Raw genomic sequence first — 17,796 nt, forward strand, 5'->3', positions numbered from 1 at the left:
CGGGGGGGGGGGGGGGGGGGGGGGGGGGGGGCCCCCCCCCCCGGGGGGGGGGGGGGGGGGGGGGGGGCCGGGGGGGGGGGGGGGGGGGGGGGGGGGGCCCCCCCCCCCCCCCCCCCGCCGGTCAGGCGTCCTCGCCCTCTTCCGGCGGGACGACCGCCACGGGGCTCGCCGCGTGGAGCAGGACCGCCTGGGTGACCGAACCGAGCAGCCGTGCGGGCTTGAGCAGGCGACGGCGGTGCCGGCCCACGACGATCAACTCGGCGTCCTTGGAGGCGCCGACGATGTGTCCGGCCGCGTCGCCGGGCGCCGCGATGACGGCGACCCGCACGTCCGGGTGTTCCTTGCGGTAGGGGGCGACGATGTCCCGGACCAGGGCGACCGTCTCGTCCTGCGCGGCCTGCTGGTCCGACTCCGACGGAACGAAACCACCGGCGGCCGTCCACACGTACTCGGGCCAGGGGAAGGCGGACACCACGTCGACCCGGGCGCCCATCCGGTCGGCGGTGGCGAAGGCGAAGGCCAGGGTGCGGGCGTCGGGCGCCTCGGCCGAGGCGCCGACCACCACGCGCGGGCCGGGTTCGACCTCGGCGGGGTTGTGGACCTCGCGGCCCTCCTGCGGCACGATCACCACCGGGCAGGCGGCGTCACGGGCCGCGGCCATGCCGTTCGAGCCGAGCAGCAGGCTCGCGAATCCGCCCCGGCCCCGCGAGCCGAGCACGATCAGCTGGGCCGACTCGCCGAGGCCCGGGATCACCGAACCGGGCGCGCCCTCGTAGTCGACGTACTCGATCTCGGGCAGTGCCGCCCGGTCGGCCAGTCGGTTCCGCACCTGGGTGAGGACGGGGTCGACCGTGGGCTCCGGCGCCCCGGAGACCAGGACTTCGGGCTGGTTCGACGGCGCGTACTGGCGTACGTGCACGATGCGCAGACCGGTGTCGCGCCGCTCCGCCTCCGCCAACGCCCAGTCCAGGGCGCGCAGGCTGCTGTCCGATCCGTCCACTGCGGCGATGACGGGCAGGGTGCTCATGGAATCCTCGTCTCCGGCGACTGCGTCGGCACGCGGTCGCGCGGTCCGCGCCGCACGACCTTCGTGACCTGTTTCTGCTGCCACCCTGTCGCACCGGGGTACCCCGAGACAGGGTCGAAGGTCACGTGTCCCGAAGAATCACCGGAACCGTCCCCGCAGCTCGATCCGGTCGGGCGCGCCGGTCGGACCGTCCCGGGTCCGGCAGAGGAGGTGACGGGTCCTCAGCGGGGCGGCGGCGGGGCGGGCACCGACGGGACGCCGGCTCAGGTGAGGTCGAACTCGCCTTCCCGGGCGTTCAGCACGAAGGCGCCCCATTCGGCCGGGGTGAAGATCAGTGACGGGCTCTCGGGGCGGCGACTGTTACGCATCGCGATGAACCCCTCCACGAAGGCGATCTGCACATCGCCCCGGCCGCGGCTGCTCGACCTCCAGTCGGCGTTGCTCAGATCCAGTTCCGGTTTCTCCCAGCCCGCGAGTGGATGCTGCTGGGTGGTGCTCTCGGCCACGTCCGTGCTCCTCCCGGTGCGTCAGTGCCGCGGCCAGCCTAGCGAGGGCCCCGGGGCCCGGAACAGGCCACGGAACGCACTGTTGTCCGTGGGTGGGGCAGCCGGGCGACGACCCCCGGTCAGGGCAGTCGCCGGAGGACTTCGCCGAGGGTAGCGATCCCTTCGCCGATGTCGGTGGGGGTGCTCGCGGCATAGCCGAGGACCAGTCCCGGGCGGTGGGCGCGTTGGCGGTGCCAGGACAGGGGGTGCACCTTGACCTGACGGGCGAGGGCCGCGGCGGCCAGCTCGGTGTCGGCGAAGTCGGCGTCGAAGGTGACGGTCAGGTGCAGGCCGGCCGCGGCGCCCCGGACGGTCGCGCTCGGCAGATGACTGCCGATGGCCGCGATCATGGCGTCCCGGCGTCGGCGGTGGTGCCCGCGCAGCTGGCGCAGTTGGCGTTCCATGGCCCCCGATTCCATGAAGTCGGCCAGGACGAGTTGCGGGAGGGCGGCGTTGCCGAGGTCGGCGAACCGTTTGGCGTCCACGAGGGCGTCGCGGTACTTCGGCGGGGCGATGACCCATCCGATGCGCAGGGCGGGGGCGAGGAGTTTGGACACGCTGCCGGCGTAGCAGACGTTCTCGGTGAGTACGGACCGCAGTGCGGGGACCGGGGTCCGGTCGTAGCGGTGCTCCGCGTCGTAGTCGTCCTCGATGACCAGTCCGTCGGCTTCGCGGGCCCAGCGCATCAGCTCGGCGCGTCGGCCGCCGCGCAGGACCACCCCGGTGGGGAACTGGTGTGCGGGGGTCAGCAGCACGGCCGCCTCGCCCGTGGCGCGGAGTTCGTCGACGCGCACGCCCTCCGAGTCGACGGCGACGGGCGGGGTCGCCAACCCGCAGGCGTGCAGGTGTTGCCGGGCGCCCAGCGAGCCGGGGTCCTCCACGGCCACCGCGCGCAGGCCGTCGTCGTGCAGGACCCGCCCGAGCAGGGTGAGCGTCTGGGCGGTGCCGGCGACGATGAGGACGTCGGCGGGGTCCATCCGGATGCCGCGGTTGCGGGCGATCCAGTGGGCGACGGCCAGCCGCAGTGCGGGCGTGCCGCGCGGGTCCCCGTACCCGAGGTCGGACGCCGCGAGCCGGCCGAACACGCGGCGTTCGGCACGCAGCCACGCGGCCCGCGGGAACGCGGCGAGGTCGGGGACCCCCGGGGAGAGGTCGATCCGGGCGCCGGCCGAGCGCACCGTGTCGAAGACGTCCGCACCGGGCGCGGCGGCGAACACCGCACGCGGTGACGGCGCCCCGGCGGGTGCGGGCGGCCCGGCCTCCGTGGGGGTCGCCGCGGGGGCGGCGACCACGACGGTTCCGCCTCGCCCGCGGCCGGCGAGGTGTCCGTCCTCGACCAGGCGTTGGTACGCCTCGGTGACCACGCCGCGCGATACCCCCAGTTCGCCGGCGAGGACCCGGGTGGCCGGCAGTCGGCTGCCCACCGGGAGGCGGCCGTCCGCCAGCGCGAGTCTGATCCGACGGGCCAGCCAGTCGGCCTTCCCGCCCCGGGGCGCCTCCTCGATCACCAGGTGGAGGAAGTCGGAGCCGGCCCTTTTGGACCGAAGGAGAGCGCCCTCATTGGATCTGTCCATCGGGCCATAGTGGCAGCAGGGTGGGCACATGGACACAGCGACGACACCTCCGGTCCCGGTGACCGACTACGTGCACGGGTACTCGCAGCGCGAGAGCCGCCGGCTGGGCGACCAGGCGGACACCCTGGCCCAACTGCTGCACACCGGCACGGCGTACCCCGCGGGCAGCCGGGTGCTGGAGGTCGGCTGCGGGGTGGGCGCCCAGACGGTCCATCTGCTCCGTTCCAGCCCCGGGGCCCGGATCGTCGCGGTCGACCGGTCCGCGCAGACGCTCGCCCGGGCCCGCGCCCACCTCGCGGCCGTCGCCCCCGGGGCGCAGGTGGAGTGGCACCAGGCCGACGTGTGCGACCTGCCCTTCGCCGACGCGGAGTTCGACCACGTCTTCGTGTGCTTCGTGCTGGAGCACCTGCCCGACCCCCAGGGGGCGTTGACCGCGCTGCGGCGCGTGCTGCGGCCCGGGGGCACCCTGACCGTGATCGAGGGGGACCACGGATCGGTGTTCTTCCACCCCGACAGCGCGTACGCCCGGGCGGTGATCGACCTCCAGGTCCGTTTCCAGGCGGCAGCGGGGGGCAACGCCCTGCTCGGTCGGCAGCTCCAGCCGTTGCTGGCCGGGGCCGGGTTCGAGGACGTGGTGGCCCGCCCGCACACCGTCTACACGGACCCGACCCGGCCCGCGTGGGTGGACGGCTTCACCCGCAACACCTTCATCGCCATGGTCGAGTCCGTCCGGCACCAGGCGCTGGCCGCCACTCTCATCACCAGGACCGCATGGGACCGGGGGATCGCCGATCTGCACCGGGCCGCCGACGCCGGGACGTTCCACTACACGTTCTTCAAGGCCCTGGCCGTGAACCCCGTTTCCCCGACGGAGTCCCCGTGGCCGGCGTGAAGCCCGCCGCACCGGACCGGGAAGGGGCACTGCCGTGATCGGACTCGGCGCGCTCGTCCTGTGGACCGCCCTGATCGTCTGGGCGTTGGAGCGCAACCATCGGCGCCGAGCACGGAGGGGCCCCGCGCAGGCCGGCGGGGCCGACGGACGGGACCGGGACGCGGCACGGGCCCGGTCCGAACTCCGCGCCGTCGCCGGCCGCACGGACTGACGGCCCCGTCGCCCCGGCCGGCCCCGTCGTCCGTGTGCCGTACCCCGCGGCGTGCCGGGACCGTGCGGCACGGTCCCCGGACGGGGCACGTGCGAAGGTCGAGCACCGTCCGCGGGCACGGTCCGTCGTCCGGGCCGCGCGCCTCGGGGCGGGGTTGACACGTCCGGGACGCGGCAACAGTCTCGGCCCGTGTGCCGAGTTCCCGGACGACCCCCAGGAGGAACGACATGACCGCTGCCCCGGCGGACCGCGCCACGGGTTCACCGACGGGAGGGGGCGCCGTGACCAGACGCGGCCTCGGGGCGGGCGCCCTGGCCCTGGGCGGGGCACTGGTGTGGGCGCCGCTCGCCGCGGGGACGGTCCGGGCCGCTCCGGCGCCGGGCGGCTCGCGGAACGCACCGACCCTGCGCCGGGGCAGCGCGCGTCGGGCCGGTCTGCTCGCCGGACACCTCGACCGGCTCGTCACCGACGCGGAACGGTTCCTGCGCCCCTCCCCCGCGCACCCCTGGTACGCGGGGGCCGTGCTGCTGGCCGGGCGCGGGGACACCGTCGCCCTGCACCGGCCGATCGGGATGGCGGTGCGCTACGCGGCGTACGACGAGACCACCGACACGGGGGTGGAGTTCCCGCCCGAGCAACAGGTCCCGATGGCGGCGGACACCGTGTTCGACCTGGCGTCCGTCTCCAAGCTGTTCACCTCGCTGCTCGCCGTCCAACAGGTGGAGCGGGGTGCGCTGGCGCTGGAGGCGACCGTCGCCTCGTACCTGCCGGAGTTCGCGGCGGCCGGGAAACAGGACATCACCGTCCGTCAACTCCTCACCCACACCTCGGGGTTGCGCTCCTGGGTGCCGTTCTACGCCGAGCCCACGCCGCAGGCCCGGCTGGCCCGGCTGTGGCGGGAGGCACCGCAGTACCCGCCGGGCTCCCGGTACCTGTACTCGGACCTCAACCTGATCGCCCTGCAACTCGTCCTGGAACGCCTGACCGGGCGCGCCCTGGACGTGCTGCTGGACGAGGAGGTGACCGGCCCGCTGGGGTTGCGCGACACCCGCTTCAACCCGCCGCCCTCCTGGAAGCCGCGCATCGCCGCCACCGAGGACGCGCGGGCGCCCTGGTCGGGGGTGGAACGCGGGCTGGTCTGGGGCGAGGTGCACGACGAGAACGCCCATGCGTTCGGCGGGGTCGCGGGACACGCGGGGGTGTTCTCGTCCGCGTGGGACCTCGCGGTGCTGGGGCGCACCCTGTTGAACGGCGGCGCGTACGGACGGACCCGCATCCTGCGGGCGGCCTCCGTGGAGCTGATGTTCACCGACTTCAACACCGCCTTCCCGGGTGACGAACACGGTCTGGGCTTCGACCTCTACCAGCACTGGTACATGGGCGCGATGGCCACCCCGCGCACGGCGGGTCACACCGGATTCACCGGGACGTGCCTCGTCCTCGACCCGAGCACCGACTCGTTCCTCGTCCTCCTGGGCAACTCCGTCCATCCCGTGCGCAGTTGGCGGTCCGGGTCGGCGCCCCGGGTCGCCGCCGCCAACCACCTCGCCCGTGCGGTGCCGGTGCGACCGCCGCACGGGGGCACCGCCTGGTTCGGCGGCATGGCGAGCGCGGGCACGGCGACGCTCACGCTGCCCGCGCTGAGGCTCACCGGCGAGGGGGCGCGGCTGCGGTGCGCCCTGTGGTGGGACACCGAGCCCCGGACGGACGTACTGCGGTTGGAGGCGTCCGACGACGACGGGGGGACGTGGCGGCCGGTGCCCTTCCACACCGAGCAGGAGGGCGGACCGGTCCACGGTGCCGACGGGACGGTCAGTGGGTGGTCCGGGCGCCTCTGGCACGCCGTGACCGCGGACCTGACCGCCTGGCGGGGCGCTCCGGTGCGCCTGCGCTGGCGCTACGACACCGACCGCGCGTACGTGGGGCGCGGGGTGTACGTGACGGGTCTGCGGGTGGACGACGGGCGGCGCGTCTTCGACGAGCGCCGGGCCCGGGACGCGGCGGCCGTCACCGCCGCGGGCTGGACGCGGTCCGCGGACTGAGGGGTCCCGCCGTACCGCGGCACCGCCGGATCAGCCGCCGGTGGTGCCGTGGCGCAGTGCGGCGACCCGTCGGTAGAGCTCCACGGCTTCGGCGCCCCGGCCGAGTTGCTCCAGGCAGTGCGCCTCGTCGTTGCGGCTGGCGAGGGCGTCCGGGTGATCGGCGCCGAGGACCTGTTCCCGGGCCGCGGCCACCGCCCGGTACTCGGCGAGGGCGTCGCCCCAACGCCCCAGCCAGCCCAGGCCCACGGCCACCTCGCGCCGGCTGACCAGGGTGTCCGGATGGTGGCCCCCGAGCACGCGGTCCCGGATCGCGGACACGTCACGGGCCTCGGCGAGGGCCTGGTCCCAGCGACCGAGGCGGCCCAGGTTGACTCCGAGGCCGTGGCGGGCGCGCAGGGTCTCCGGGTGCGCGGCGCCATGGATGCGGGTGCGGTCCGCGACGAGTTCCCGGTACAGCTCCAGCGCCGGTTCGCCGTGGCCGAGCCGACCGAGGCTGATGCCCACCTCGTAGCGGGCGGCGAGGGTGTCCGGGTGATCGGCGCCCAGCGCGGCGGCGCGGGCCCGGGCCACCGCGCGGTAGGTGTCCAACGCCTCGTTCCAGCGGCCGAGTTGACCGAGCGCGTAGGCGACCTCGTAGCGGGTGACGAGGGTGTCCGGGTGGTCGGCGCCGAGGACCCGGGTACGGGCGGCGGCGACCTCGCAGGCCAACCGGTACGCGTCCTCCAACCGCCCGAGCCGGCTGAGGTTGAAGGCGAGGTTGTGCCGACAGCGCAGGGTGTCGGGGTGATCGGCGCCCATCGCGCGTTCCCGGACGGCGAGTACGGCGGTGTACATCTGGTGGGCCTCGAAGTGCCGACCCAGTTGCCCGAGGACGTAGGCCGTCTCCTGTCGGGCGGCGAGGGTGTCGGGGTGGTCCGGGCCGAGGACCCGCTCCCGTCCGTCGGTGACCCGGTCGTACTCGCGCAGGGCGTCGCTGGCGCGACCGGTGCGGCTGAGGGTGAACGCCACCTCGTAGCGGCTGGCGAGGGTGTCCGGGTGGTCAGGGCCGAGGGCGTGTTCGCGCTCGGCGGCGACGGCGCGGTGCACCTCACCGGCCTCGGACCAACGGCCGAGTCGGCCGAGGCTCAGTCCCGCGTTGTGCCGGGACACCAGGACGGCCACGGTCTCCGGGGCGGGCGCGGGCCGTTCGTGCACCGCCACGGCCCGGATGCGGCTGGTGGGCAGCCGGGGGATCCATTCGTCGGTCAGCCCGGCGGCCGGGGTGGGCGGGTGCGGCCGGGGGGCGGCGCCGGCGGCCTTGCGTCCGGTGGTCATGCCCGTGGTCCAGGAGGGCAGCCGGGGCGGGCGCGGGGTGCGGTGGCCGCCCTCTCCGTCGCGCGCCGGGACGCCGGAGAGGGGCAACGGGAGGCCGGGGTGCCGTCCGGCGGTGAGTCTGCGGGCGAGTTCGCGGGCGTCCCGGGGCCGCTCGTGGGGTTCCTTGGCCAGGAGGTCGAGGACGATCGTCTCGAAGTAGGGGGGCAGCTCCGCGCGGTGGTGCCGCGGCGGCTCGGGCGCGGTGTCGCGGTGTCCGATGAGCACGGCCCAGGCGTCGTCGAGGTCGAACGGCGGGGCGCCGGTGGCGATCTCGTAGAGGACGCAGCCGAAGGAGTACAGGTCACTGCGCTGGTCGACCTCGGAGCCGCCGATCTGCTCCGGTGACATGTAGTGGGGCGTGCCCATGGCGATGCCGGTGCCGGTGAGTCGGGAGGTGAATCCCGCGTCGCCGAACCTGGCGATGCCGAAGTCGCAGATCTTCACGGTGCCGTCGGCCGTCCGCATGATGTTCGCGGGCTTCAGGTCCCGGTGCACGATGCCCTGTTCGTGCGTGTACGCGAGCGCCGAGGCCACCTGCTCGGCGATGTCGACGACCTCGGCGACGGGCAGCGGGAGCCGGGTGTTGTCCTCCAGGAGCTGGCTGAGGTTGCGGCCCTCCAGCAGTTCCATGACGAGGAACAGCGAACCGTCGGACTCGCCGAAGTCGTGGACGACGGTGACGCCCCGGTGCTGGAGCCCCGCCGCGACCCGGGCCTCGCGCCGGAACCGTTCCCTGAGCACCCGGGCGTGCGACTGGTCATGGTGCGGGCTGAGCGGTTTCAGGCACTTCACCGCCACCCCGCGGCCCAGGGACTCGTCCTTGGCCCGCCACACCTCGCCCATGCCGCCCCGTCCGATCACCTCGATCAGTCGGTAGCGGCCCTGGATCAACCTGGTGTCGGTCATCTCCCGTCGTTGCCCCCGTCGTCACCCGTCAGCGCCCATCGGCCCCGTCCAGTATGGCCACCCCGGTGACGAGAGGGTACGGGGCGGGCCGGCTACCTGGACGGTTCCTGCCTGCGGGGGGGGCGTGGCGCACCGGAACGGACGCGGGGCGCGGGGGTGGTGACGGCGCATGCGGTGGGGGCGGGCGAGGGCGGGGCGGGCGGTTGCGGTACCCGTGTCGCGCGCGTTCCGCTCCGGGTGCGGCCGGGGCTCCACGGCGAGGCGTCACGGCGTCGAACGTCAGGCCCTCCGCCGCTCCCCTTGCCCGGTCGCGCCACCCTCTTCTCTCTACGCAGTACAATGTACGACGTAGAGAGATCGTTCCCGACCTTAGGGCAGGCCATGAACATCACTTCCACCGCCGTCTCCCTGACCGTTGACGACGTTTCCGCCTCCGCCGCGTTCCTGGTCGAGCACTTCGGCTTCCAGGAAGCCGCGACCGCCGACGGCTTCGCCTCGCTGGTCCGCGAGGACGCGGCCCACGTGATCTTCCTTCAGCGCGGCACCGAGGTCCTGCCCGAAGGCGTACGGGAGCAGCGTGCCGCGGGCGTGATCCTCGCCTTCACGGTGACCGATCTGGATGCCGAGTTCGAGCGGTTGCGGAGCGAGGGCGCCCCCATCACCATGGCGCTGCGCGAAGAGCCGTGGGGCGAGCGCCTCTTCCAGGTCACCGACCCGAACGGGGTCGTCCTCCAGCTGGTCGCCTGGGTCGTCCCCGAGCATCAGTGAGGCCACGGGTCGGCTCCGGTGTCCCCGAGATCCCGGGGGTCCGGTCCGGGTCCGGGTCCGCCGGGGCGACCCCTGCGTTCGGTGCTGGCATCCACCCCGCGCACCCGCCCGGGGCGGATGCCGGGCGGGTGGCGGGACGGTGTCCGCACGGACCCGGGGCGGCCGGCACCCGGTTCAGAGGGCCGCGGGGACGGCGGCGACGAGCCCGCCGTCGATGATCAGGTCCTGCCCGTTGATGTACGAGGACTGGTCCGACACGAGGAAGGCGACCGCATCGGCGACGTCGTCGGCGGTGCCGACGCGGCCCGCGACGATCTGGGCGACCACGGCGGCCTCCGTCTCCTCGGCGACCTCCTTGCGGTACATGGGGGTGTCTATGTAGCCGGGGCTGACCGTGTTCACCCGGATGCCGCGGGGGCCCAACTCGGCCGCGAACGTCCGGGCCAGACTCTGGACGGCCGCCTTGGTGGCCGAGTACAGCGAGCCGTTCGGCAGGCCCCGGTGTGCGGTCCAGGAGGAGTTGATCACGATGGCCGCCCCGTCGGCGAGGACCGGCAGGAGCCGCTGGACGGTGAAGAACACCCCCTTGAAGTTGATGTCGACGACCCGGTCGAACTCGGCCTCGGTCACCTCGGCTGCGGACTCGAAGGAGGCGACGCCGGCATTCGCGAAGAGCGCGTCGATCCGTCCGTAGCGCTCCCGTACCCGAGTCGCGAGGGCCTGTGCGTCGGCGGTGTTGGACACGTCGCCGCGCACGGCCAGGACCCGGTCACCGGCGTCCAGTTCCTTGACGGCGGCGTCGAGCCGGCCCTGGTCACGGCCGGTGATCACGACCTGGGCGCCTTCTGCCAGCAGCCGGCGGGCAGCGGCGAATCCCATCCCGGAGGCGCCTCCGGTGACGAGTGCGGTCTTGTTCTCGAAACGAGCGGTGGTGTTGGTCATGGCTCCACTCTGCGGCCCGGGCGGGACGGCTGACAGTGCCGGCTCAACCTGGTACCCGCACCACCACCCTCCGCCCCGCGCGGGTCGCTCAGACCGCCGTGGCGGGCCGGGCCGCGATCAGTGCCTCCAGCCGGGCCGCCGTGCCGCTGCCGGGGCGCGGGTTCTGCAACTCCATGCGGTGGTCGGGCCACTCGGCCAGGGACAGGACCGTGGTGTCGAAGACCAACTCCCCCGCCTCGGGGTGCCGCACGGCCTTCACCGCCTGGGTCACCTCGGCGACGTCGTGCTGGGCCCACAGCCGCGCGAACTCGGGGCTCATCGCATGGAGCTCGTCGACGATCCGGCCGAACACGGGGTCCGCGGGGTGGCGGGCCGCATCGGCGCGGAACGCGGCGACCACGCTCGGGGCGATCTGTTCCCACTGGAGGTGCATGGACCGGTAGCGGTCGTTGGTGAAGAAGGTGAAGAGGCAGTTGTGGTCCGAGTCCTCGTAACCGAACACCAGCCGCGCCGCGCCGTTGACCGCGACGAGGTTCCAGTGCTGGTCCCGCAGGATCGCCGGACGGGGCTCCCACGCGTCGATCAGCCGCCGCAATTCGGGGGTGACCTCGGCGCGGGCCGGGGTCGTCCGCGGCGGATTGAGACCGGCGAGCAGGTACAGGTGCGCCCGCTCCGGCCCGTCGAGGCGTAGCGCCCGGCCGATGGCGTCCAGGATCTCGCCGGACACGTTGATGTCGCGTCCCTGTTCGAGCCAGGTGTACCAGGACACGCCCACCCCGGCCAGCACCGCGACCTCTTCCCGGCGTAGGCCCGGCGTGCGGCGCCGGGCCGCCGTCGGGAGTCCCACGTCCGCGGGGGTGAGTCGGGCTCGCCGGGTGCGCAGGAAGTCCCGCAGTTGCGCGCGGCGGCCGTGCGGGGACCGGATGTCGCTGACCATGCCCCCACGGTAGCAACGGTGGTGGGGCCGGGCGCAGGGGTCGTCGCCGGGCCGGGTACGGCGGGCGCGCCGGCCGGAGGGTGCCGCGCACCGGGGCCGACCGCCGGACGGCGGGGGGTGCGCCGGACGGCGGGGGCGGGGTGCGGGGTCAGGGTTGTGGGTGTCGTGCCGTCAGGCCGTCGAGCACGAGGGCGAGTTTGCGTCGGAGGTGGCGGTGCGGGTCGGCGGCGATCCGGGCGACCGCGGCGGACACCTCGGGCGAGTAGCGGGACAGCGAGGCGACCAGTTCGGGGGAGAGCCGCTCCGGATCGCCGGGGTCGTGGATACGGGCGATCTGGGTCGCCCCGTCGTGGATCAGGTCGGCCACCGCGTCGACGGCGAGCACCGCCTCGTCGGGGTCGAAGCCCAGGGTCACCAGGTCCCGCACCGACCGGTCGAAGCGGCGGGCGGCGATCCCGGCGAGGAGGCCCGCGTGGTGCTTCTGGAGCAGTCCGGCGTACCGCACCAGCAGATCGAGGCGGGTTTCGGCCTCCGCCTCCAAGTAGCCGCGCCAGCCCAGTGCGGGGTCGGGCAGCGGCGCCGACCGGAAGACGGCTTCCAGGGCCGCGCCGACCAGGTCGTCCAGGCTCTCGACGTAGCGGTAGAGACTCGCGGGCGCGACCCCGAGGGCGGACGCGACCGTCTGGACGGAGATCTGCTCGATCCCCAGGTCGACGGCGGCCTCGACGATCTTCTGCCGGGTGAGCCGCGGCTTGGGGCCCGGCCGCCGGCCGGGACGCGGGGAGGTCTGGGACGGCATCCCGCGAGGGTATCCCCCGTCGCCGGCCGTGCGGAGCGTGCCCGCGCCCCGGAGCGCCTGCGGTGTGCCGCACACAATTGCGAATCACGTTCGCCATTAAGTAAGGTGCACCTAACTTACCGGAGGGGGCTTCGTGCTGCACGGGCTGAGCGATGCACTGCGCAGGGCGCGGGCGGTGCGCAGCGGCGAGGGGGCCGCCGCCTTCGCCGAGCTGACCGCGCCGGTGGCCGGACGGCTGCGCGCCGCGCTGGTCCTCCAGTGCGCGGCGACCGTCCTCGGGCTCGTCCCGTTCCTGGGCATCTGGGCGATCGGCGACGCGGCCCTCGACGACCGGGCCACCGCCGCCCGGGTCTGGACCTGGGTGGCGGTCGTCGTGGCGGGCGCGGTGTTCGCGTGCGCCGCGCGGCTCGCCGCGTACGGACTCAGCCACCGGGCCGACCTCCAGGTCGCGGACACCGTACGGCGGCGGATCGCGGACCACCTGTCACGGGTCCCGCTCGGCTGGTTCACCTCGGGCGCCGCGGGCCGCAGTCTCGACGCGCTCCACAACGACGTGGGCGACCTGCACCCCGCCGTCGCGCACGGGAAGCTGGACGTCGCCGCGTCGATCATCGCGCCGGTGGCGGCCTTCGGCTGGTTGCTGGCCGCCGACTGGCGCCTCGCGCTGGTGGTGGCGGTACCGGTCGCCACCTCGTTCGGACTGTACGTACGGGCGTTGTCGGGTGCCGAGGAACGGATGCGGCTGGTGCCGCTCGGGCTGCTCGCGGTCACCTCGACGGTCGGTGCGCTCGTCCGCGACCTGCCCACCCTGCGGGTGCTGGGCGGACCGGGCACCCGGCCCGAGGCGGCGGCGCACCGGGCTGCCGACCAGTTGCGGGACGGACTGCGGATCGCCGTCGCCGAACAGGAGTCGCGCGGCAGCCGCGCGGGCGCCCTGATCTCCCCGGTCGTGACGCTCACCCTGGTGCTCGGCACCGGGACCTGGTTCGTCGCCGCGGGCTGGTCGCGCCCCGTGGACCTGCTGCCGTTCCTGCTGCTGGCGGTCACCGTTTCGGGGGTGCAACGCATCGCCGAGACGGGCACCTCGCTGCGCGTCGGCTACGCCGCGGCCGGACGTCTGCGCGCGGTCCTCGACCTCCCCACGCTGCCCCGCACCGACGCGCCGCGCGAACCGGAGGGGCACCGGGTGGAGTTGGCCGACGTGGGCTACGGGCACGAGCCGGGCTCACCGGTCCTGCACGGCATCGACCTGGTCCTGGAACCGGGGACGGTCACCGCGCTGGTCGGCCCGTCCGGAGCGGGCAAGTCCACCCTGGCCGCACTCATCGCCCGCTTCCACGACCCGGACACCGGCCAGGTCCGGCTCGGCGGGGTCGACCTGCGCGAGATGGCGCCCGAGACGCTGTACCGAAGGATCGGGTTCGTCCTTCAGGACTCGGTGCTGCTGCGGACGTCCCTGCGCGACAACATCCGGCTCGCCGTCCCGGACGCCCCGCACGACAGGGTCGTGGCGGCGGCCCGCGCGGCCGGGGTGCATGAGCGCATCCAGGCCCTGCCGAAGGGCTACGACGCGATCGCCGGCGAGGACGCGCTGTTGTCCGGCGGCGAGCGCCAGCGGGTGGCGATCGCCCGGGCCCTGCTCGCCGACCCTCCGGTGCTGGTGTTGGACGAACCCACCGCCCAGGTGGACCCGGAGGCGGAGGCCCACATCCAGCGCGCGCTGTCCCGCTTGGCGGCGGGCCGCACCGTCCTCGTCGTCGCCCACCGACTGGCCACCGTCACCCGCGCGGACCACGTCGTCGTCCTCGACCGGGGGCGGATCGTCGAGCGGGGACGGCACCCGGACCTCCTCGCCCGGGACGGGGTGTACCGGCAACTGTGGCGGGCCCTGGAGGGCGAAGCCCCCCTCGATGACACACCCGACACGCCCGCCGCAGCCGGGACGGCCCGGGCGGGGGCGGACCCCGGCCCGCGGACCGCCGTCGTGACGTCCCCCGTACCCGTGCACGGAGAGGTTCCCCGGTGATCCGCGCCCTGTTCGCCGTCCTGGACGAGGACACGGTCCGCGCCAACCGCCGTCAACTGCTGCGGGTCACCGCGTTGGCGGTGCTGGAAGGAGTGTCCTACGGACTCGCGCTGCCGGTGCTCGCGGCGCTGTTGCGCGATGACCTCTCCACGGCGGGGTACTGGCTGGCCGCTCTGGTCGCGGCCACGCTCGCCACCATGTTCACCCGCCGACGACAGGTCGTGCAGGGCGCCGCCACGGCGATCGGCACGATCCACGCGCTCCAGCGACGGATCGCCTCCCACACCGCGTCACTGCCGCTGGCCTGGTTCACGCCCGACCGGGCCGCATCGCTGCCCCGGATCGCCGCGCAGGGCGCGGTGGCGACCGGGCGGGGGGTGCCGTACCAGTTCATCTCCCTGGTCGGCGGGGTGCTCACCCCCGCGGTGGTGTTGGGCGCCGCCGCCCTGGTGGACTGGCGGCCCGCACTGGTCATGCTGCTCAGCGCTCCCCTGCTGTACTGGGTGCACCACCGGACGACCTCCGTGGTGGACGAGGTGGAGGCGCGCACCCACGCGGCCGACGCCGAAGCGTCCGCGCGGGTGGTGGAGTTCGCCGAGGCGCAGGCCACGCTGCGCGCTTCGGGTACCGAACGACTGGGTCGGGCGCTGCTCACCGACGCCCTGGACGCGGCGGGCGCGGCACGGCGGGCCGATGTGCGCCGGGAGATCACCGCGCGGGTCGGCTTCGGGGTGGCGGTGCAACTCGCGGTCGGCGCGGTGGTCGCCGCGGTGGCGTGGGTGCTGCTGCGCGAGCCGTCGCAGGTCGCCCTACTGGTCGCGCTGTTGGTGCTGGCGGTGCGGTTCGCGGAGCCGATCGCCACGCTCGGGGACGTGGCTCGGGACATGCGGGCCGGACGCGGACACCTGACGCGGATCGAGGACCTGTACCGCGTCGCGCCGCTCCCCCTGCCGTCCGTGCCGTCGCCGCTGCCGGACGGGCCGCTCGACGTGGAGTTCCGTGCGGTGGGCTTCGGCCCCGCGGGGACCCCGGTGCTCGACGGCTTCGACCTGAGGGTGCCGGCGGGAACGACGACCGCCCTGGTCGGCCCCTCGGGCGCGGGCAAGACGACGGTGCTGCGGCTGGCGGCCCGGTTCGCCGATCCGGACGCGGGTCAGGTCCTCATCGGGGGTGTCGACGTGAGGGAGTTGGCTCCCGACACCCTGTACGGGGCGCTGTCCGTGGTGCTTCAGGACGTGGTCCTCACCGAGGGCACCGTCCGTGAGAACGTGCTGGCCGGGCGGCCGGACGTCAGTCCCGCGGAGTTGGCGCGGGCCGCGGGCTCGGCCGGGGTCGACGCGATGGTGGCCCGGCTGCCCCGCGGTTGGGACACCCCGGTCGGTGACCGGGGCGGGGCCCTGTCGGGCGGGGAGCGGCAGCGGGTCGCGCTGGCCCGGGCCGCGCTGCGGGAGGGCAGGGTGGTGCTGTTGGACGAGGCGACGGCCGCCCTGGATCCGGTGAGCGAGCGGATCGTGGCGCGCTGGATCGCCTCCCTCACCGGGCGGGCCACCCTGTTGGTGGTCGCCCACGAGCTGCACACCACCGCGAACGCCGATCAGATCGTGGTCCTCGGCGACGACCCGATCGGCGGGGTCGTCGAACGCGGCACCCATGAGGAACTGCTGGCGCTCGACGGTCGGTACGCCCGGATGTGGCGGACGCGCACGGAAGCGGAGGGGTGGCGGTTGGACTCCGTTCCGTCGGACGGCGCCGCGCCCTGACCGGTGCCGTCGACACGGCGGCGCCCGCCCTCCTCCTGCCTCCCCTCTTCCCCCTCCATCAACTCCACACGCACACGCACGAATTGAGGTCCACCATGCTCAGACGTCTCCGTAGGGTCCGCGCCGTTGCGCTCGCCGCCGTGGCCGCGGTCGTCATCACCGGCTGCGGTGAGGGCGACGGGTCCGGCCGCGCCGACGCGACCGGCGCCCCGGCGTCCGACGGGGGGTTCCCGGTGACGGTGACGCACGCCCAGGGCAAGGCGACCGTCCCCAGCAAGCCCCAGCGGGTGATCGCGCTCGGTTTCGCGGACGCCCAGATAGCCGCGGCACTGGACGCCCCCGTGGTCGGCGTCGCCCGCAACACCGCCGCTCCGGACGGGAACTGGCCGGGCGTGTCCCCCGCCTACCCGAAGGACGTCATCACGCTGGATTCGCTGAACCCGAATCTGGAGAAGATCGCCGCGCTCGATCCCGACCTCATCCTGATGACCACCGCGCAGCCGGCCTTCGGCACCGCGTACGCGAAGCTGTCCGCGATCGCTCCCGTGGTCTCGTACAAGAAGCAGCTGCTGCACGACTCGGGCGACGACCTGACCAGGCTCATCGGCGCGGCGCTCGGCGAGAAGGAGAAGGCGGAGAAGCTGATCGACTCGTCACGGGAGGCTCTGACCACGTTCGCCCGGAAGCACCCGGGGCTCAAGGGGAAGCGGTACGCCTTCGGCCAGCAGTACAGCGGCACGGTCTACGCGGTGGTCGCCCGGGGCGGCCCCACGGCCACCTTCTTCGGTGAGCTGGGGATGGCGCTGCCGAAGGAACTCGCGGCGCTGAAGGTCGCCGCCGGCGGCGGGGCGCCGATCGCACCCGAACGGCTCGATCTGTTGGACACGGCGGACGTGGCGTTCTTCGGCGTCTACGGGGACGACGAGCGGGCCGAGTTCACGAAGCGTCCCCTGGTGGCGGACCTCGCCTTGGTGAAGGACCGCGATCTGCACTTCCTGGACCTCAACGAGGCGATGATGCTGCTCGGTCCCAACCCGGCGGTCACCGAAGAGCTGTTGGACCGGCTCGGCCCGGCGCTGGCGGCAGCCGCCTCCTGACGGCTGCTCCCCGTGCACCTGCGCCGACCGGGGCGCCGGCCGGCCCCGCGGCGCACCTCACGCCGACAACGGGGCCGCCCGGCGCCCGACCGGTCGCACGGTGAGCGTGTCGGCACCCCACCGCACCTGGCGGCGACACTCCAGCCCGTGCCGGGCCAGGTGGGGCGCGAGCCGCTCCACCCGTGCGCGCAGGGCCCGCAGGCTCATGGGGCGGGCGGTGTCCCCCAGCAGCCAGCGCATGTCGTGGCAGCACAACGGGGAACGCACCTCCAACAGGATCTCCATGAGCAGCGATTGGCTCCGGTAGGGCCGCAACGGTTCGCGCCGGGCCGGGTCCGGTCCCAGGTCGCGTCGCAACCAGCGCAGGTCCGCTTCGATGCGCGCGGCGATCGCGGTCTCGGCGCTGTCCCGGCGCAGCACGTTGACCGCTCCGGCGGCGAGCAGCGCCGCACTGTCGACACGGTGGGCCGTGGCCACCGCGACGGGTGCCAGGAGACGCAACGACCTTACGCGTTGCACGAGTTCGTCGCCTGACTCGTGTCGCGGGGTGTCCAGCAGGGCGAGGACGCCGGGGGCCCGGTGCAGGTACTCGTAGCCGCGTTGGTCGCCCCAGCGGCGGACGATGAACCGGGGCGGCCCGGCGCGGTGCAGCCGTCTGGCCCATTCGACGCTGGCGCCGACGTCCGGCGAGATGATCACCACGCGGGGGCCCGCGCTGGCCCGTGGGGGCCGGGGCAGCGGTCTCGGACGGGGCGGGGCGGTGACGCGGGGTGGGTCGATGGTCAACAAGGCGTCCTCCGTTCGGGCTCCGCGCGCGGGACCGGGGGCGTCCGGGGTGCACGGGGCACCCGTGACCACCGCAAAGCTCCCTACCTACGTGTTAGGTACCCGACGGTTGCCGTGTCATGCGCCGGCCC

Annotated in this window: 15 protein-coding genes; 7 read left to right on the forward strand and 8 right to left on the reverse strand. The window is 74.4% G+C overall.

Annotated elements, in window-relative coordinates; translation table 11 throughout:
* Positions 1–121: 121 nt before the first annotated feature.
* The 3 genes from ACFWIA_RS16930 to ACFWIA_RS16940 all read right to left on the reverse strand — a co-directional run bounded on the left by ACFWIA_RS16930 (position 122) and on the right by ACFWIA_RS16940 (position 3,146).
* Positions 122–1,027: a universal stress protein gene (locus ACFWIA_RS16930; protein WP_387005294.1), complete on the reverse strand. Its 906-nt coding sequence runs from the start codon at positions 1,025–1,027 to the stop codon at positions 122–124.
* Between the two features lie 263 nt (positions 1,028–1,290).
* Complete coding sequence (locus tag ACFWIA_RS16935) at positions 1,291–1,533, reverse strand: DUF397 domain-containing protein (protein WP_387005297.1); 243 nt, start codon at positions 1,531–1,533, stop codon at positions 1,291–1,293.
* 119 nt (positions 1,534–1,652) lie between these two features.
* Positions 1,653–3,146: a PLP-dependent aminotransferase family protein gene (locus tag ACFWIA_RS16940; RefSeq protein ID WP_387005300.1), complete on the reverse strand. Its 1,494-nt coding sequence runs from the start codon at positions 3,144–3,146 to the stop codon at positions 1,653–1,655.
* Positions 3,147–3,174: 28 nt separating this feature from the next.
* On the opposite strand from ACFWIA_RS16940, the gene ACFWIA_RS16945 reads away from it, so the two are divergent.
* The 3 genes from ACFWIA_RS16945 (at position 3,175) to ACFWIA_RS16955 (ending at position 6,291) form a co-directional block, all read left to right on the forward strand.
* Positions 3,175–4,038 carry a methyltransferase domain-containing protein gene (locus tag ACFWIA_RS16945; protein WP_387005303.1) on the forward strand — a complete coding sequence of 288 codons (864 nt, stop codon included), beginning with the start codon at positions 3,175–3,177 and terminating at the stop codon, positions 4,036–4,038.
* 34 nt (positions 4,039–4,072) lie between these two features.
* Positions 4,073–4,249, forward strand: a complete 177-nt coding sequence (locus ACFWIA_RS16950; RefSeq protein ID WP_387005306.1) for a hypothetical protein — start codon at positions 4,073–4,075, stop codon at positions 4,247–4,249.
* A gap of 227 nt (positions 4,250–4,476) precedes the next feature.
* The gene (locus ACFWIA_RS16955) at positions 4,477–6,291 is read left to right on the forward strand and encodes a serine hydrolase (protein WP_387005309.1); all 1,815 of its coding nucleotides are present in this window, start codon (positions 4,477–4,479) and stop codon (positions 6,289–6,291) included.
* A 30-nt stretch (positions 6,292–6,321) separates the two neighbouring features.
* Here the strand turns inward: ACFWIA_RS16955 and ACFWIA_RS16960 are convergent, their stop codons facing one another.
* Positions 6,322–8,550: a tetratricopeptide repeat protein gene (locus tag ACFWIA_RS16960; protein ID WP_387005312.1), complete on the reverse strand. Its 2,229-nt coding sequence runs from the start codon at positions 8,548–8,550 to the stop codon at positions 6,322–6,324.
* 381 nt (positions 8,551–8,931) lie between these two features.
* Here ACFWIA_RS16960 and ACFWIA_RS16965 point away from each other — a divergent pair, with 381 nt between their 5' ends.
* A complete protein-coding gene (locus tag ACFWIA_RS16965; protein ID WP_387005314.1) occupies positions 8,932–9,318 on the forward strand; it encodes a VOC family protein in 387 nt (128 codons plus the stop codon).
* A gap of 174 nt (positions 9,319–9,492) precedes the next feature.
* Here ACFWIA_RS16965 and ACFWIA_RS16970 read toward each other — a convergent pair whose 3' ends face one another.
* From ACFWIA_RS16970 to ACFWIA_RS16980, 3 genes are all read right to left on the reverse strand, one after another.
* Entirely contained in the window at positions 9,493–10,260 is a 768-nt protein-coding gene (locus ACFWIA_RS16970) for a glucose 1-dehydrogenase (RefSeq protein ID WP_387005317.1), read from the reverse strand.
* An 88-nt stretch (positions 10,261–10,348) separates the two neighbouring features.
* On the reverse strand, positions 10,349–11,197 hold the full coding sequence (locus ACFWIA_RS16975; RefSeq protein WP_387005320.1) for a helix-turn-helix transcriptional regulator: 849 nt from the start codon (positions 11,195–11,197) through the stop codon (positions 10,349–10,351).
* Positions 11,198–11,345: 148 nt separating this feature from the next.
* Positions 11,346–11,996: a TetR/AcrR family transcriptional regulator gene (locus tag ACFWIA_RS16980; RefSeq protein WP_387005322.1), complete on the reverse strand. Its 651-nt coding sequence runs from the start codon at positions 11,994–11,996 to the stop codon at positions 11,346–11,348.
* A gap of 133 nt (positions 11,997–12,129) precedes the next feature.
* On the opposite strand from ACFWIA_RS16980, the gene ACFWIA_RS16985 reads away from it, so the two are divergent.
* The 3 genes from ACFWIA_RS16985 (at position 12,130) to ACFWIA_RS16995 (ending at position 16,879) form a co-directional block, all read left to right on the forward strand.
* The gene (locus ACFWIA_RS16985; RefSeq protein ID WP_387005325.1) at positions 12,130–14,022 is read left to right on the forward strand and encodes an ABC transporter ATP-binding protein; all 1,893 of its coding nucleotides are present in this window, start codon (positions 12,130–12,132) and stop codon (positions 14,020–14,022) included.
* Entirely contained in the window at positions 14,019–15,782 is a 1,764-nt protein-coding gene (locus ACFWIA_RS16990) for an ABC transporter ATP-binding protein (protein ID WP_387005327.1), read from the forward strand. The genes ACFWIA_RS16985 and ACFWIA_RS16990 overlap by 4 nt, the downstream gene beginning before the upstream one ends.
* Before the next feature lie 95 nt (positions 15,783–15,877).
* Positions 15,878–16,879, forward strand: a complete 1,002-nt coding sequence (locus ACFWIA_RS16995) for an ABC transporter substrate-binding protein (RefSeq protein ID WP_387005330.1) — start codon at positions 15,878–15,880, stop codon at positions 16,877–16,879.
* Positions 16,880–16,936: 57 nt separating this feature from the next.
* On the opposite strand, the gene ACFWIA_RS17000 is transcribed toward ACFWIA_RS16995, so the two are convergent.
* Positions 16,937–17,665: a hypothetical protein gene (locus ACFWIA_RS17000; protein ID WP_387005333.1), complete on the reverse strand. Its 729-nt coding sequence runs from the start codon at positions 17,663–17,665 to the stop codon at positions 16,937–16,939.
* Positions 17,666–17,796 lie beyond the last annotated feature (131 nt).

Source organism: Streptomyces sp. NPDC127068 (assembly GCF_042724695.1).
Taxonomy (GTDB): Bacteria; Actinomycetota; Actinomycetes; order Streptomycetales; family Streptomycetaceae; genus Streptomyces.